Here is an 18,128-nt window from a genome sequence, read left to right on the forward strand (position 1 = left end):
TCCGCTTTAGTTTACTGTAAAGAATATATAAACAGGCATCATGGCAAAGCCCAAACTAATGATAACCGAATAGCCAATGCCAAGGATCTTAAACCATTTGACAAATTTTGGATGAAATAATCCTAAGGTTCGAATTGCGCTATGAATCCCGTGAATAAGATGATAACACAAGGCTATCATAGATAATACATAGATAAGGACGTACCACCATTGTTGGAAGACAGCGATGACCAAAACATATAAGTCCTTGTTCCCCCGCTCATCAAGCGGGGTTGCACCAAATTTGTATACATACCAAAAATTCTGAAAATGGATAACTAAAAAGATGAGAATTATAGTACCTAAAATTCCCATATTACGCGAGTACCATTTGCTTGCTCTTCCGCGATGATCCGATTTATAAACAGCTCCCTCCTTTTTATTTTTTAATGTAATGACAAGGCCATCTAAGGCATGAAGGATAATGCTGGCATAAAGTACATAAGAGATAATCTTGATCAAGATATTGCCCGCTAGAAAATGTGAGTAGGCATTAAATTGTAAATGTGCTTGTTCCTGCGGCAAGAATAGCTGTAAGTTCCCTAGGAAGTGAATCAGCAAAAAGAACGCTAAAAACAATCCAGTCAGGCACATGAGCATCTTTTTTGACAAAGTAGATAACATAATAAGATCCTAATTTTTAATAATAACCTATAACCTTCATCCACAATCCACCAACACCCATGTAAATCACCAATAATACGATACCGATTTCCAATCCACGCAACCACCATGATTTTAAATCAACATAGCCACTTCCGAAAAATACCGGTGCAGGGCCATGGCCATAATGTGTTAATACACCATAGATGGAGCCTAGAAATCCAAGCATCATCGCAAGCAGCATTGGTGGAATGCCTAAAGAAACACCGACACCCAACAAAGCGGCATACATCGCTGCTACATGGGCAGTGGCGCTAGCGAAAATGTAGTGACTAAAGAAGTAAACAAGAATAATGACAGGAAAGGCTATTTGCCAGCTCAAATCACCAATCTGTACTTTAATCAAATCACTAAACCAGCCGATGAATCCCAATTCGTTTAATGAACTGGCCATCATGACCAACACAGCAAACCAAACAATCGTATCCCATGCTCCTTTTTCTGCTTTAACATCCTCCCAGGTCAACACAGAGGTTAGTAACAGTAGCGTTAAACCTATAAAAGCCGTCGTTGTAGCATCAATTGAAAAGGATCCACCAAAGATCCATAATGCCAATAAGATAAAGAATGCCAAAAGCATTAACCACTCATTCCTCGAAATAGGCCCCATCTCTTTTAGTTTCTGTGCCGCCATCTTCGGCGCATCGCCTGTTTTTTTTAATTCAGGCGGATATAATTTGTAAAGAACAAGCGGTACCACAAAAAAGGCGACAATACCAGGTATGAATCCCGCAATGGCCCAGGACATCCAAGTAATGTCGATTCCCAGGTTAGCAGCAAATTTTTGACACATTGGATTACTGGCCGTCCCAGTCAAAAACATCGAAGATGCGATAAGATTCATATAATAGCTATTTAAAGTAAGATAGGATCCCAATTTCCGATGTGTCTCTGGTTTATCGGGGACGGAATCAAAACTAATAGCCATGGATTTCATAATTGGATATATAATTCCACCGCCTCGAGCCGTATTGCTCGGGATTGCTGGAGCTAAACAGACGTCTGCCAGTCCCAATCCATAGGCTAACCCGAGCGAACTTTTTCCAAAAACACGAATGAAAAGAAATGCAATCCGATTGCCAAGACCGGTTTTTATGAAACCGCGAGCAATAAAAAAAGAGATACCAATCAGCCAGATAACTTTGTCGCCAAAACCGGTCAAAGCTTTGGTAATGGATTTACCAGCATCTCCGGGGGCCAACACTTGTGTCAGCGCAGTAAATGCTATGGCCATCATACACATGGTACCCATTGGAGCTGCTTTTAAAATAATCCCAAGAATAGTTGCTGCGAAGATAGCAAAGAGATGCCAAGCTTCTGGGCTGACTCCTTTCGGTATTGGGATAAACCATAAAATGAGTGCCACAAGAAAAGTGATGGCAATATTTTTAATACTGATTTCTTTCATAATAAGCGTGGTTTAATAAATTAGAATCGACTTTGCACTTGAATAATAAATAAGTTCTTATTGAATTCACTGGTATTTTCGGTCTGCTTTTTATACCGGTCTAACTGGACACCAAGCTGAATCCTTGCACCATAATTTTTTAAAAATTCTAGACCGAACATCGGTGTGTATGTTTGACGTCCATTTGCATTTAGTTTATAATTAGGATCAATGTATTCATATCGGCAAGATAGCTCGAAAGCGCTTAGGTTGAAATAATTTACTTCGTATCTTAAGTTTGGAAGAAAATAAATACCCCGTACAAGGTAATCGCTCAATTTGGAGCTACGAGCACTCTCGTCCAACGAATAGTACAGGCTATGATTGATCGCCTGTTTTGCTTCCAGCTGCATATCGAGATTCCAGCGCTTGCCAAAGTTCACATTTCCGGTTAGATCAACACCCAATGCGTGCACCTGTTTTTTCATAACCTCGCCAATCCCCCCATTGAGCCCTAAGTTAACACTATACTTCTTCGAAAGGCCAAAGACAAGACGCGTAGCATATTGTTTGCCATTGTCGTTATCGACTACCTGATTTTTTCCATTTCCATTTACCACGGATAACGAGTAGCTAAAAGGCATTTCCCCAAGCGTGGTCTCACCTGTCGCTGCCACGCCGATCTGAAAGCTTGCCCAGCCGAGTTTGCCAAACTCAAGATATTGATTGGACCAATCCAATGATTTGATAATATCAATTGGATAAGTCTCTTCAATACCAAACCAGGGACGGAATTGGCCTACTGTAATCGCCAATTTGGGACTAAATGTATATTTCAAATAAGCATTTTCGAGAACTTTTGTTTTCGGATCGCTTTTAAAATCCGCGAGATTTGCCAAAACTGTCACCTCTGTGCGTTTGCTAATTTGGGCACGCATCTGAACGCGCATATACTTCACCATAAAATTGTTGTCCGTACCAGAACCATCACTGTGATGCAGTCCATTAACGTCTACATCTTTTGTGCCACTCACAAGGTATCTGGCCTGAAATAAACCTTTTACCTGAAGCTTGGGATAAATCGTATCATCCTTGGTTAGTTTTACAGAATCTACTTTGCTTTGTTGTTCGGTCCCTACTTCTTGCCCGTTGGCCAGGTTATTCAATAGTGAGCACGCAATAAGGAGTGGAATGTAATGTTTCTTCATATCAAAACAATTTGGCCTTAGCGAGTAGCCCGGCCTACTTTTCGTTGTTAATAATGTTACTTCTTCGATTTGGTATTGTAGTAACAACAGATAACATTAGAAAATGTTTTGTTATTTTAATATAATTTAATAACTGTAAGAAAACCAGTCCGATTCTAAAATGGTATCGTGTAAATTCCATGTTTTTGTGTAATTTCACGGACGAACATTAAACTAATCTAATTTTCAAATTCGCAGATTGATCTTTTAAGGAGCCATTGAACTCACTGAAAACTTCGCGCGTAAATTATGGTATGCAATTTTTAGAATCGATAAATATTATGAAAGAAAAATTAATCAAGACATGTTTTATTTGCCTGCTTCTCCTGATCATTCAGGGTTTTTCAATAACCACAAGCCACGCTGCTGACAAAGAAAAACCCGCCATGTTTTGGACTTGGCTAGATTACAACGCCAAAACAAACTTTGATTCAATTTGCCGTGAGATGAATTATTTAGGAATCGATGGCGTAATGTTAAATGCCGCCAGTCCAGACGAGTATCGGGTAGCAATTCCCATTGCAAAAAAATATGGCATCCAAGTTATCGCGTGGCTTTGGACGATGAACTTGGAACATGACAGGGATAAAATACTCCAAGAACATCCGGATTGGTTCAGCGTCAATCGAAATGGTAAAAGTCTGGCAGATACCACTGCATACGTTGGTTATTATAAATTTTTGTCACCTGTTGTGCCCGGAGTAAAAGAGTATATCCGTAAAAAAATCGAATCCTATTGTGAAGTCGAGGGATTGGAGGGGATTTCTATTGACTATAATCGCTACGTGGATGTTGTCCTCCCTACAACCCTTTGGCCTAAATACAATATTGTTCAAGATCGTGAATACCCAGCTTGGGATTACGGTTACCATCCAATTGCAATAGCGAAGTTCAAGAAACAGTATGGTTATGATCCGAGAGCACAAAAAGATCCATCGAAAGATCTAAAATGGCGCCAATTTCGTTGCGATCAGATAACCGATATCGCCAATATGATTGCAGACATCGTTCACTCCCATGGTAAAACAATGGCTGCATCCCCATTTCCGACTCCCAAAATGGCTTCTCGTATGGTGCGCCAAGATTGGGGTAAGTGGAATTTGGATGTTGTTTTTCCGATGGTATACAGCAATTTTTATACAGAAGATCCAAGCTTTATTAGAGATTGTACATTAGAAAATGTGCGCGATAAAGGAGCAAATACGACGCTATATTGTGGATTGATGGCTAAAAATAATGAAGAAATATTTGCCGATATGGATGAGGCGCTAAATAATGGTGCGCAGGGAATTTCTATTTTTACCATCCATAGCTTAAAAGATCCGCAGATAAGGGAAAAATTTAAAAACTATACAGCTGCTGCGAAAGCTAAAAAAGCGCAAAATAATGGAACTTTAACCCATTCGGCACATGTGAAAATCGAAAATAATCCTTTCAAAAAAGAAGGTATTATGAAATTAATCAACCAAAAGATACAAGATTTGGTACGCTCAGAAAATCCTGCTGCCAGCCCGATAGCATTATCAAAATATAAAAAAATAGATGCATACGATGTAACTCAAAAATACCTGGTTACTGATCAGGTGAGCAAAAAGAATTTTTACGTCACCTTCTTTTTCTATGGCGGTATACTTTCCGGTTGGAATGTTGATCCAGCTCCAAATGCAGCCTAAAGGATGACCTACTAGATGATTACCATAAATGCGTGGAATAGAATTGGCATCAGCACCCATTTAGAACTATTAAAGTAGTGCTACGCTTTGATTACAAAAAAGCCTCTTTCAATATTGGAAGAGGCTTTTTTCATTGCTAAATATATTCCTGTTTTTTCCAATAAAAATCCCGATTATCCTTTATCTTTATTAGGAAAACCAATATGAATGCATGATTATGAAAATCCTAAAAAAAATCCTAATTGTTTTGGCGATCATCATCGCTATTCCCTTAATTACTGCAATCTTCGTCAGTAAAGACTTCTCGGCCCAGAGTGAGATAACAATCAATAAGCCAAAGCAGGAAGTGTTCAACTACGTGAAAATGCTTAAGAACCAAGATAACTTTGGTGTATGGCAACTATCAGACCCGCAAATGAAAAAAACTGAACAGGGTGTAGATGGTCAAGTCGGCTATAAATCCAGCTGGGATGGTAAGAAAGTCGGTAAAGGTTCACAGACCATTACAAAAATCGTCGAGGGCGAAACAATTGAAACGGCCCTCGATTTCGGTATGGGTGAACCAGCCAAGGGTTATTTCATCTTAAAAGAGATCTCGCCTAATCAAACTTTGGTGACCTGGGGAATTTCAGGAAAATCGCCCTATCCATGGAACTTTATGAACTTATTTATGAATATGAATAAAGACTTCGATCAGGGTCTGAAAAACTTAAAAAATAGACTAGAATAGCGACTATACAATGCAAAAAAAAGTGGTTAAAATAAACTTTACTTTAACCACTTTTTCTCATTTTTAAAAGGAACAAAATTTATCTTCTGCGCATTAAAATTCGTAGAATGTACCAGAACAGCAACATGATTGATGAAAATAGCTGCAAGGCTGCCCCTACATATTGTTCGTTGCCGTAACTATACTTCAGATTTTGAGTTTGATAGAGTATGCTTCCAGAAGCAAGTGCAATCATGGCAACCGAAAACCATAATCCAAGTTCAAAACCAAAAATAGCTCCAGCAACAATTGCCCCCAAAGATAAGAAGCCTCCAATCACCAGGATATTTCTGAGAAATGAAAAATCTTTATTGGATACAAATGCAACGACAGTAAGGCCGGTAAACAAGGCCAAAGTCATTATACTTGCCTGATAAATGACACTAATTCCTTCGGTCATAAATACCGCCATAAAAATCATCGGCAGGAAGATGATTGCCTCCAGTACAATATAGAATGCTAGGCCTAAATATTGGGTTTGACGGCTTTGCGAAAGTGTCCATCTTGATGAAAGTGTGGAGCCCAACCAAAAACATCCCAATAAGAACAACCAAATAAATTTTCCGCTAACTATCCAAACGATAAAATCATAAGGGATCAATTTGATCAGCAAAGTTTCCAAAACGATAAATGCTAAAATCGAAAGCGCAACATGAAGATAGGTTTTTTTATAAAAAACGCCCCTTTCAGCGTCATCATTGATAAGAATATACTCTTGTGATTCCATAAAACAAATACAATAGATTAAATAAGGATTAAAAATAAGCATTTATTCTATTTTCACAAGAAAGAAGTTTGCATAGGCTTATAAAAAAAGAACCCCGCCTAGCGGGGTCCATTCAAACAAACAACTTATTTCCAGCCTCCTCCCAAATCTTTATAGATATTGACAACAGCATTGAGCTGCTGCTTCTTTGTTTCTATCAATTCAAGTTTTGAATCCAGTACATCGCGTTGTGTCATTAAAACCTCCATATAGTCTGCCCTCGCTGATTTAAAGAGATCATTTGACACAGACACGGAATTATTCAGAACCTCAACTTGTTTTGTTTTGAAATCGTAGCTGCGCCCGAGGTTTTCAATATTAGAAAGTTGTGTAGAGACTTCTAAGTAAGCATTCAGAATCGTCTTCTCGTAATTATATACCGCCTGTATTTGTTTCGCGTTGGCTGTATTAAATTCCGCTTTAAGCCCATTTTTGTTGATCAAAGGTGCTGCAAGCTCCCCTATTAGATTATACAAAACTGATTCAGGCATCTTAAATAGATAAGAAGGCTTGAATGCCTGTAAACCCAGAGCAGCCGAAATCTCCAAAGAAGGATAAAACTCTTTCCGCGCGATCTGTACGTCCAACTTCGCGGCAGCGAGCTCATACTCGGCCTCACGAATATCAGGTCTATTGCTTAGTAGTTGGCTCGGTATACCTGTCTTAACTTTCGCCGGGATCAGATCGACAAAATTGCTTTTGTCACGTTTGATCTCTTGTGGGAAACGTCCCAATAGAAAATTAATACGGTTTTCAGTTTCTTTGATCTGTTGCCGCGTCTCAAATTCCATACCTTTGGTCTTCAACACTTCGGCTTCAAACTTTTGAACCGCCAGTTCTGTTACACGAGCAGCCTGTTTCTGCAATCGGATTACCGAAAGCGCATTGTCCTGAAGCTCGATATTTTGTTTGATAATAGCCAACTGATTGTCCAATGCCAATAATTCATAATACGAACGGGCAACTTCGGCAATAAGGCTACTTAAGACAAAATTTTTCCCTTCTACCGTAGCAAGATAACGGTTCAGTGCTGCTTGTTCGGAGTCCTTCAGTTTTTTCCAAACATCGATTTCCCAACTGGCATACGCACCAATGGTCAAATCTCCTAGTGGATCCGGCATTTCCTTTCCAGGGGCAATTTCTGTACTGGCATCACCGGCCCCCTGACTGGTGTATCGTCCAACTTTTTCAACACCACCTCCGGCACGTAAACCAACAGTGGGTTTCAATGCTCCTTTTCGTAAAAGAATATCATTCTTTGCGATCGCCAACTCCTGCAAAGTAACATTCAGCTCCTGATTGTTTTTCAACGCTGTATCGATCAATACAACTAAATTTGGATCCGTAAAAAATTCACGCCACTTAACCGACGCTGAATTCGTTGTATCTGATTGAGCTACATCTGTATACTGCTTCGGAACGAATTTATTCTCCTGTATTTGTGTCGCTTTGGGAACCTTACATCCCGTCACTGCTGCTGAAAGCGAAAATGCAATGACCCATTGTATTTTTCTGCGATTAGTCATTATTATCAAGTTCTTCAGTTAATGGATTTTCATCTTCGTGTTTAATAAGCTTGCGTTTGGAGGCAATAGTCCCGAAGATAAAGTATAAGCCCGGTATCACCACAATACCAAAAACCGTCCCTAACAACATACCTCCCGCTGCCGCTGTACCGATCGTACGGTTTCCAATTGCACCTGGGCCTGAAGCCATAACTAAGGGAATCAACCCGGCGATAAAAGCAAATGATGTCATCAAAATAGGTCTAAACCTTACTTTTGCACCGTCCAAGGCAGCCTCAATGATACTCAATCCCTGCGAATGCCGTTGAGCGGCAAACTCAACAATCAACACGGCATTTTTACCAAGTAGACCGATAAGCATGACCAAAGCAACCTGCGCGTAAATATTGTTTTCCAATCCCAATAACTTCAATAGTAGAAATGCCCCAAAGATTCCGATTGGTAAAGAAAGCAACACCGCAAAGGGCATAATAAAGCTCTCATATTGAGCGGAAAGTATCAAGTAAACGAAACCGAGACAAATTAAGAAGATATAAATTGCTTGATTTCCACGACCTACCTGATCTTTGGAAATACCAGCCCAATCAATGCCATAGCCTCGTGGTAAGGTCTTGGCAGCGACTTCATTAATCACCTGAATTGCTTCACCACTGCTATAACCTGGTGCGGCAGAGCCCGAAATTTCAGATGCCATATACATATTGTGCCGGGTGATCTCAGAAAGACCGTAAACCTTTTCCATATGCATAAATGCTGAAAATGGTACCATTTCGTCTTTATCATTCTTCACATATAGTTTTAAGATATCTTCCGGCAAAGCCCTGTATTGCGGCAAAGCCTGAACCATAACTTTATATTGACGGTCATACTTAATGAAATTTGTTTCGTAATTACTGCCCACCAAAGTCGAAAGCGTATTCAGTGCATTATCAATGGTAACACCCTTCTGTTGCGCCAGATCATTATCGATATGCAACATATACTGCGGAAAACTTGCACTATAGAAGGTAAATACAGACGATAATTCAGGCCTTTTGTTCAATTCACGCACAAAATCCTTACTTACCGTTTCCATTTTCTTGTAGTCGCCAGAACCTGCTTTGTCCAGAAGACGAAGCTCAAATCCACCCGCAGCACCATAGCCCGGTACGGCCGGCGGTTGGAAAAACTCGATAGACGCTCCTGGAATATTTTTGGCAGCGGCCTCCAGTTGCTCTATGATCTCCTGCGAGGATTCTTTACGTTCTTCCCAGCTTTTCAAGTTGATCAAACAAGTACCTGTATTTGCCCCGGTTCCTTCAGTCAGGATTTCATAACCAGCCAATGAAGATACCGATTGTACACCATCAATGTCTTCAGCTTCTTTTTGCAATGTCTGGGCCGCTAGATTGGTCCGTTCCAATGTCGATCCTGGCGGCGTTTGAATAATAGCATAAATCATCCCCTGATCTTCATTGGGGATAAAACCTGCAGGAACAGCATTATTCAAAAAATATGCGCCAATACAAAAACCAATTAATACTAAAAATGTAAAAACGCGCTTATCCACTATGCCCTTCAACAAGTAAACATATTTGTTGGACATCTTATCAAACAATCTATTGAAAGAATCCAGGAATTTATCGATAATGGATTTCTTTCTTGCCTTTCCATGGTTATTCTTCAGCATAATCGCACATAAAGCCGGAGTGAGTGTCAATGCCACAACACCCGATAAGATGATGGAAGTAGCCATGGTAATGGAAAACTGCCTATAGAATATCCCTACGGGGCCAGACATAAAGGCAACCGGAATAAAAACCGCCGCCATAAGGAATGTGATCGCAACAATGGCACCACTGATTTCGTGCATCGCTTTTTTGGTCGCCTTATAGGCCGAAATATGAAGCTCTTCCATTTTAGCATGGACAGCCTCAATAACCACAATCGCATCGTCCACAACCACACCTATGGCAAGCACCAGTGCAAACAATGTGATCAAGTTGATGGTAATGCCAAAAAACTGCATGAACAAAAATGATCCCACCAATGAAACCGGCACTGCAATGGTTGGAATCAAGGTCGAGCGCCAATCTCCTAAGAATAGAAAAACCACAATAGCAACAAGCACAAATGCTTCCAATAAAGTATGGACTACTTTTTCCATGGATGCATCCAAGAATTTTGATACGTCATAGCTAATTTCGTAATCCAGCCCTTTCGGAAAGGAAGCTTTCAATTCCTTCATTTTGCTTTTAACGTCTTGGATTACCTGAGAAGCATTACTTCCATAGGATTGTTTTAAGACAATCGCTGCAGATGGTTTTCCATTCAGTGTAGAGTAGATATCGTACATCGCCGAACCGAATTTGATTTCCGCAACATCTTTTAAACGTAACATTTCACCATTTTCACCCGCACGTAAAACGATATTGCCATAACCTTCCGTAGTTGTAAAACGCCCCGGGTATTTCAATACATATTCAAAAGACTGGGAGGTCATACCAGACGACTCCCCGGCTTTACCTGGTGAAGCTTCCAAACTTTGCTCGGATAAGGCTTTCATCACCTCTTCTGCAGAAATCTTGTAGGCTGTCATACGATCAGGTTTCAACCAAATACGCATCGCTAATTCGCGTGTTCCAAGAATATTTGCCACCCCGACACCGTCTACCCGACGTAATTCGGAGACAATATTCATGTCCGCATAGTTATACATAAAATTTCCATCAAGCTCCTTGTCTTTACTGTAGAGATTGATGTACATTAACATATTGGATTCTTCACGTGTAATCTTCACCCCTTCACGGACCACAATTGGCGGAAGCTTGTTAACCACAGAGGCTACGCGGTTCTGTACATTTAAAGAAGCCTGATTCGGATCCGTTCCTAGGTTGAATACGACCTGAATACTTGCTTCCCCGTCATTACCGGCATCGGAAGCCATGTATTTCATTCCAGGAACCCCATTGATCGCACGTTCCAGCGGAATGATAACTGATTTAATCATCAACTCACCATTGGCTCCAGGATACTCGGCAGTGATGTTCACCTTCGGTGGCGATATTGACGGAAATTGTGTTACAGGAAGCTGTACCATAGAAAGCACACCCAAAAACACAATGATCAGTGATATCACGATCGAAAGTACTGGTCTATTTATAAAACGACTAAACATAGTAATTTAATTGTAAGGGATCTATTCTGTTTTTAACTTCAAATTTGAGATGGCGTCTTTAGGTTGCACAAAGCTGTAGCTGATTTTATCATCCTCTTTTGCTTTCTGAATACCATCCAACAAAAATTTATCATCTTTTTGAAGTCCGCTCGTTACCACATACAGATCTGGTAGGGAGTTACCAATGGTGATATGACGGGCTTTTAATTTGCCCTCCTTATCGATTACATACACATATTTACGGTCCTGCATTTCGTATGTCGCTTTCTGTGGAATAATTAAAACCTGTTTCAGCGGAAAGTTCATCACCACCTTGCCGCTCTCGCCATGTTTTAATAGACGGTTTGGATTGGGAAATTTCGCTCTAAAAGCAATATTTCCCGTCTCACTGTTGAACTCACTTTCTATGGTCTCCACAAGACCATTTTGAGCGAACAACTCATTATTGGCAAGCAACAAGCCGACATGAGTATCTCCACGTTTACTCACGTTAGTTTGATAACTTAAATATTCAGGTTCGGAGACATTGAAATAAACCAGCATCTCACTGTTGTCGGACAGACTTGTCAATAATTCACCTTCATCCACCAAACTTCCCAATTTCAATGGAATCCGATCAATGGTTCCGTCAAAAGGTGCCCTGATTTCTGTAAAGGAGAGATGTAATTTTGCAATCGCAGCCTCAGCTTTGGCTTGCTCAAGTTTTGCTTTAGCCATCGCGAGTTCATTGGGCGATACGACATTTTTATCGGCAAGCGTTTTTGTATTTTGAACTTCAATTTCTGCTACATTAACTTCTGCCGAAGATTTACGGTATTCGGCCTCATACATCTTCGGCATAATCCGAAAAAGTAATTGCCCTTTATGGACAAATTGTCCTTCATCTACGAAAATCTGCTCGAGATAGCCCTTTTCCTGAGCCCGAAGCTCAATATTTCGGAAAGACCTAATCTGGGAAACAAAGTCCTTACGGATAGTTGTGTCCATTTGCACCGGAGAGGTCGCTGTAAATTTCTCTTTTTCTTCCTTTTCTTCCTTTTTGGAAGTACACCCGATTTGGCATAAGGTAATAGCCAAACTAGCGAGCATAAATACTCTTTTCATTTGTAAGCGTCTAATTAAAAAAATAAGTTTGATTGTTTGTTGTCTTGGTTGGTGAAATGACCTCTACTTTGGTTTATGGTCGTTCCGACTTGTTCATAGATTGTACAAATCGATTACGACTGAGCAGAGCATCCCTTAGGATATCCACCAAAGCATATGAAATTTCGAAGGGTATATTTTAAATTCTCCAGTTTTGTTGAAGAACGTATCTTTGAGGGAAAAGATAGGCTATGAAATTGCAAAAAGGTATCTTCTTTGCAAATCGAAAAACGAAAACAAAAAGGACAATAGCAAAAAGTAGCAGCGCAACAAATTGGGATGTCACCTGCAAATCCTTGGTCAGTTGAAAATTTTCGGCATCAAATTCCTCGATAACTGGATTATCACTGTGAATATTACCGTAAAATAGCGGATCGATGTGGTCAACTGATGCGTCAATATACTGGTGTACATCAGCATGATTATGCTGATACATAAAACTAACAGTTGGTCGGTCGGATTCAATGAGCACGGCATGACTATTACTGCTTCTGATAAATAAGAAGCATAAGAATAAGAATATCGTAACAACCGCTTTCATTGCGGAGCAAATATACTAGCGTACAACTAATTTTAACGATCTTTAACACATTTTAACAAAACAATTACAATTCGTAGATTTCCGCTAGAAAAGTGACAATTGCAAACCCCGACCATTTGTTCTCAAGGGTTGTGCATCTCCGAAGACTGTTCTGCCACCATATTTCCAAGTATCTCGCCGTTCTTCTGCTATAATTTGTTGAATATCAAATTGTGGCTGAAAATCTTTTTCGCTATCCAAGACAATCTGGTGCAACTTGTTAATCGACTTTAATTTTTCACCGTAACCCAGTTTAGATTTTTCAATGCCTTTTTGCAAAATTTGAATACTTTCATCGTAAATGGTTAAAGGAACTGGAAAAGGATGCCCATCTTTCCCGCCATGAGCAAAGGAAAATCGAGCGGGGTCATTGAACCGTGAAGGCGCACCGTGGATTACCTCACTGACTAAAGCCAATGACTGTAACGTACGGGGCCCAACTCCTTTTAAAAGCAATAAGTCTTCAAAATGGCTTGGTTGACTTTCTCGAGCCACGTACAACATCGCTCCTAGCCTCTTCAAGTCAACGTCCGAAGCACGGACATCGTGATGGGATGGCATAATAAGTTTAGCGAAGTCTTGCATCACTTGAGTTGAATCCTCCGCTACGATCGTCATAATACCTGTTCTATTGGCCGCCGCTTCTGCAGCTGTCAAGTTGAGGATAATACCTTGTGAAGGACCACTGATACCCGCATGTGGTTCTTCAACGAACGATTTGACCTTTTCAGAATGCCAATGGTAACGACGGGCAGTTCCATCCTTTTCATGCATACCTTGCTGCACGACCGACCAATTGCCATTATCCGTCACGATAAAATTGTGGAGATATAATTGGTAACCATCCTGAATAGCGGTGTTATCCACTTTAGCAACAAGCTTACTGCTGCGAATCAAGTCGTTGCCATCTAGTCCCATGTCGTTCGAAAGCCGAAGTAGTTCCTGTGGGGTCTGCATGGAAAGCTTGCCTTTACCCCCACAGATATATAGTCCTAAAGATTTCGCATCGGGATTAATAGCGCGTTTTAATGCCCCCATAACAGCCGTTGTGATCCCTGAAGAATGCCAATCCATGCCGAGAACAGCACCAAAGCTTTGAAACCAGCGGGGATCTGCCAGTCTTCTCAAAACCTCGTCTTTACCATAATCCATTAATATTACTTCAACAATGGAGCGACCTAGCAAAGCCATACGTTCGTAAAGCCACGCTGGTACTTTTCCATAGTGTAATGGGAGATCTGCGGTTCCGGATCGTTTCATTTCAAACTAAATATATTAGTACAAATCTATCTCTTTTTTAGATAAAATAAAAACGGCTAGATAGCTTCTAGCCGTTTTTATTTTATGATCAATCTATACACTACATCTGAGCATATAACTTAGGGCGCATCGAAGTAGCGGCACAAGTCACAGCTTCACTACTTACCGGTCAACGCTGACAATAATCCAGCCCGGAACGAAGGATCTTTCTCCGAAAACTCGATCGAATGCTTATAGGTGTCTACATTAAAGAAGAGCTCCGCTGGAGCAGCTTTTTTATTGTCCAAAAATAGTTTAAAGCTGTACGCTGTTTTTTTGGACAAATCAGCATTCACCTTATTGGATGAAAACACATTTGGAAGAATTACATCTTTTGTAAAAGAATCAGTGGTAGCTATTTGAAATAAATCACCTAATGCTTTAATTAAATTGTCAGACTGTTGACCCGACGACGAGATTCTAATCTTACCTTTGGTAAAGCCGACTTCATCACTCGGTTGGCCATCTATTATACCTGCGGGTATAAAATCTACAACCTCAAACTTCGCTCCTACAGTATCCTGTTTGTAAAGAGATTTTGTGATATAAATACGGCTTGAATCCGTTTTAATTTCATCTGTAATACGTAGAAAAAAGTTCTTCTTTTCTGCGCCCGGTGAACCATTCGTAAATTGTTCGATTTTTACACCTTCAATTTTGTTCACCGTTGTTGTATCACTTCCATCAGTTTTCTTTTGATTGGAATTTCCGCAACTAGCCATCAGCACCGTAGCGGTCGCAAGAAATGCTATAGATTGAATCTTGTACATATTGAATTGTTTGTTATCAGTTATTAATGAATATTGCTCTTATAATATTACCATTATTACTGATAACAAACAACTATTAGCAATGTTTTTATTTTATTTCAATAAAGCATCGTATAAAATTTCCACTGGATGATAAGATTTTCTTCCTACACCATCTTTAATCTGATGTCTGCAAGAAGTACCCGCTGCGGCAATTAAAGTACCAGGTTCTGTTTGGCGTATGGTTGGTAATAAAACCAATTCGGCTACTTTCATCGAGATATCATAATGTTCAGCCTCATAACCAAATGATCCTGCCATACCACAACAACCCGAAGGAATTGTTTCTACGCTAAAGTTCGTCGGAAATGATAGGACCTGTTCCGTAACAGTAACGAGATGAAAAGCCTTTTGATAACAGTGGCCATGAAGCTTTACCTTTTTCGTTTCCGACGTAAACTGTTCTGAATGAATACGTCCCGCTTTCATTTCATTCAACAGAAATTCGTCAATCATCAGCGCATTTTTGGCTATTTTTTGTGCGTCAACACGTAAATCATCATCGACTAAACTTAAATACTCATCTCGAAATGTAATTATCCCGGAGGGTTCAACGCCTAAAAGTGGCGTATCATCCGTAATTAGTCCCTTTAAGAAATGGATATTTTGATTCGCAATCTCCTTTGCTTTTTTCACAAAGCCTTTAGAAAGATAAGTCCGCCCGCTTTGCACATGTTTTGGAATGACTACTTCATACCCCAAGGCAGTCAGCAACTTATATGCGGTAATGCCGATCTCGGCATCATTATATTCGGTAAATTCATCCGAAAAAAGGTAAACCCGACGCTTACTATCACTTGCCACTGCTTGTTTTTTTACCCATTGGGTTAAAGTCGTTCCATTGACTGTAGGTAAGGAACGCTTTGGCGCAAATCCTACTGTTTTTTTGACTACTCCTGACAAGAAATCATTTTTGACCACAAAGTTGTAAATGGGCGCAACCCAAGATCCGAGTTTCTGAGACTGGGTGAAATTAGCGATTAATTTTGTTCTAAATCCCGCACCATGCTCATCATAATAGTGCTGCAAAAATTCGGCTTTCATTTTGGCCACATCCACACTGGAAGGACACTCCGTCTTACAGCCTTTGCAGCTTAAACAGAGATCCATGACCTCTTTGATCTCCTCATGATCGAAACGATTTTTCTTTGGGGAATTCGTTAAAAATTGACGCAACATATTTGCCCGCGCCCGTGTCGTATCTTTTTCATCGCGCGTAGCCATGAATGAAGGGCACATTGTTCCACCGGTAATTTCAGTCTTTCGGCAATCTCCCGAACCAGAACACTTCTCCGCCAACCGAAGAATAGACTCATCTTTAGAAAAATCGAAATAGGTCTTTATTTCTGTTCGGTTGCTATCGTTGTCATAACGTAAATGAGAATCCATTGGCGGCGTGTTGACAATTTTATTTGCATTAAAAACGCCCTGTGGATCAAAGATATATTTTACATCTTCAAGCAATTTGTAGACTTTTTCACCAAGCACTTTGCCGATAAATTCGCCGCGCAGACGACCATCACCGTGCTCACCACTCAGTGAACCGTTATATTTTAATACAAGGTCGCTGGTTTTTTCGAGGATTGAACGAAATGTACGCTTCCCTGCTGCTGTTTTCAAATTCACAAAGGGCTCAATATGTAGTTCCCCGGCTCCCGCGTGCGCATAATAGGATGCATGCACCCCCTCTTCCACCAAAAGTTTTTGGATATCACGCACGTAAGCAGGTAAATCTTCAGGCGACACCGCACAATCTTCAATCAAATTTACAGGTTGACTATCCCCGGGTAAATTGCGAATTAGCCCCAGTCCTGCCTTGCGTACATCCCAAACCAAATTGGTCTGTTCAATACCCGTAATGTAGGGATAAGCATAACCAAGCCCGCGGGCTACAAGGTCCGCTTTCAGAGCCATCGCTTTTGCCTCTGTTTCAGCGGCTGTCTGCCCCCTAAACTCAACAATTAATAAAGCCTGGGGATCACCCTCAATAAAAAAACGATTATACTTATAAGTTGGATGCCCAACCGTAAAATCCATGATGTATTTATCTACCAATTCGGATGCTTCCGGCTTGTGCGCTAAGGCTACCACATTACCGTGCATACACTCTACCATATCCGCAAAATGAACACAAAGTAAGCCTAGTTCCTGCGGTGGTAAGGGCATCAGTTTGAGTTTCGCTTCTGTAACAATAGCCAGCGTTCCTTCGGACCCTGCCAACAAATTACACATATTGAAAGGTGTCGAGCGATCGGCAAGGATATCCAAAGCATAACCGGTATTTCTGCGCGTGATAGATCGTTTTGGATAGCCCGCTTCAATGGCGCTTAAATGCTCGGGGTCTGTCAATAATGCATTCATATTACGGTAGATATCCCCCTCACGACCAGCTAATAATAATTTCTTAAAATAGGCTGCTTCATCAACTGCTTCAAAGGTCACTTCAGAACAGTCGTCCAAAAGTACATTGGCCGAAATCAAATTGTGTCGTGTATCGCCCCAAACAATCGAATGCAGACCCGAAGAGTTATTGCCAATCATTCCACCTACCATAGCACGGCTTGCAGTCGAAGTTTCAGGGCCAAACATCAGTCCGAACGGTTTAAGATAATTATTCAAGTCGTCACGGATCACACCAGGTTGTACCCGAACCCACTGCTCGTCGACATTAAGTTCAAGTATATGGTTAAAATGACGAGAAATATCCATGATAATGCCATTGCCTACTACCTGACCAGCTAAAGAAGTGCCGGCGGTACGTGGTATGATTGTGACACCGTTGTGCCGCGCAAAATCAATTATTTTTTTGATATCATCATGATCGACGGGTATGGCTACGGCCAAGGGTTTTTCTTGATAAACAGATGCATCTGTCGAATAGGCAAGCAACATCGTTTGGTCCTTCGTTTCATGAGTATAATAGAGCTCCCCTTTGAGTTGAGACGCTAATAAGGCTAATTGATTTTGATCTTTCACTTAATCTGCATTTATGTATGAAACAAATTTAGTCAAATTTATCCATCGGAAAAAGAGAAGATTGCAAGAAATACCCAAATCAAAAACAAAAAAC

The 18,128-nt window shown here is 40.5% G+C and carries 13 protein-coding genes; 2 read left to right on the forward strand and 11 right to left on the reverse strand.

Going from position 1 to position 18,128, the window contains the following annotated elements:
• Positions 1–6: 6 nt before the first annotated feature.
• Genes B2O97_RS07545 through B2O97_RS07555 form a run of 3 tightly spaced genes read right to left on the reverse strand, consistent with a single transcriptional unit; the run spans position 7 to position 3,297 of the window.
• Positions 7–663, reverse strand: coding sequence for a succinate dehydrogenase cytochrome b subunit (locus tag B2O97_RS07545; protein WP_070564055.1), 657 nt, complete (start codon positions 661–663; stop codon positions 7–9).
• Positions 664–679: 16 nt separating this feature from the next.
• Complete coding sequence (locus B2O97_RS07550; protein ID WP_046673349.1) at positions 680–2,110, reverse strand: anion permease; 1,431 nt, start codon at positions 2,108–2,110, stop codon at positions 680–682.
• A 20-nt stretch (positions 2,111–2,130) separates the two neighbouring features.
• Positions 2,131–3,297, reverse strand: coding sequence for a porin (locus B2O97_RS07555; protein ID WP_083295856.1), 1,167 nt, complete (start codon positions 3,295–3,297; stop codon positions 2,131–2,133).
• A 320-nt stretch (positions 3,298–3,617) separates the two neighbouring features.
• Here B2O97_RS07555 and B2O97_RS07560 point away from each other — a divergent pair, with 320 nt between their 5' ends.
• Together B2O97_RS07560 and B2O97_RS07565 are read left to right on the forward strand one after the other, a co-directional pair.
• Positions 3,618–5,009, forward strand: coding sequence for a hypothetical protein (locus B2O97_RS07560; RefSeq protein ID WP_070564513.1), 1,392 nt, complete (start codon positions 3,618–3,620; stop codon positions 5,007–5,009).
• A 217-nt stretch (positions 5,010–5,226) separates the two neighbouring features.
• Positions 5,227–5,739: an SRPBCC family protein gene (locus B2O97_RS07565; protein ID WP_046673443.1), complete on the forward strand. Its 513-nt coding sequence runs from the start codon at positions 5,227–5,229 to the stop codon at positions 5,737–5,739.
• 79 nt (positions 5,740–5,818) lie between these two features.
• Here B2O97_RS07565 and B2O97_RS07570 read toward each other — a convergent pair whose 3' ends face one another.
• The 8 genes from B2O97_RS07570 to B2O97_RS07605 form a co-directional block, all read right to left on the reverse strand.
• The gene (locus B2O97_RS07570; protein WP_286767209.1) at positions 5,819–6,505 is read right to left on the reverse strand and encodes a Bax inhibitor-1/YccA family protein; all 687 of its coding nucleotides are present in this window, start codon (positions 6,503–6,505) and stop codon (positions 5,819–5,821) included.
• Positions 6,506–6,630: 125 nt separating this feature from the next.
• A complete protein-coding gene (locus tag B2O97_RS07575; RefSeq protein WP_070564043.1) occupies positions 6,631–8,070 on the reverse strand; it encodes a TolC family protein in 1,440 nt (479 codons plus the stop codon).
• Complete coding sequence (locus B2O97_RS07580) at positions 8,063–11,227, reverse strand: efflux RND transporter permease subunit (RefSeq protein WP_070564040.1); 3,165 nt, start codon at positions 11,225–11,227, stop codon at positions 8,063–8,065. Before B2O97_RS07580 ends, B2O97_RS07575 begins: the two co-directional genes overlap by 8 nt.
• A gap of 21 nt (positions 11,228–11,248) precedes the next feature.
• A complete protein-coding gene (locus B2O97_RS07585; protein WP_046673341.1) occupies positions 11,249–12,331 on the reverse strand; it encodes an efflux RND transporter periplasmic adaptor subunit in 1,083 nt (360 codons plus the stop codon).
• 178 nt (positions 12,332–12,509) lie between these two features.
• Positions 12,510–12,806, reverse strand: coding sequence for a hypothetical protein (locus tag B2O97_RS07590; protein WP_286767210.1), 297 nt, complete (start codon positions 12,804–12,806; stop codon positions 12,510–12,512).
• A 189-nt stretch (positions 12,807–12,995) separates the two neighbouring features.
• Complete coding sequence (locus tag B2O97_RS07595; RefSeq protein ID WP_070564034.1) at positions 12,996–14,210, reverse strand: DUF763 domain-containing protein; 1,215 nt, start codon at positions 14,208–14,210, stop codon at positions 12,996–12,998.
• 158 nt (positions 14,211–14,368) lie between these two features.
• Entirely contained in the window at positions 14,369–15,019 is a 651-nt protein-coding gene (locus tag B2O97_RS07600) for a hypothetical protein (protein ID WP_046673338.1), read from the reverse strand.
• Between the two features lie 93 nt (positions 15,020–15,112).
• Positions 15,113–18,034, reverse strand: a complete 2,922-nt coding sequence (locus tag B2O97_RS07605; RefSeq protein WP_070564032.1) for an FAD-binding and (Fe-S)-binding domain-containing protein — start codon at positions 18,032–18,034, stop codon at positions 15,113–15,115.
• Positions 18,035–18,128 lie beyond the last annotated feature (94 nt).

The organism is Sphingobacterium sp. UBA865 (assembly GCF_002295765.1).
Taxonomy (GTDB): Bacteria; Bacteroidota; Bacteroidia; order Sphingobacteriales; family Sphingobacteriaceae; genus Sphingobacterium; species Sphingobacterium multivorum.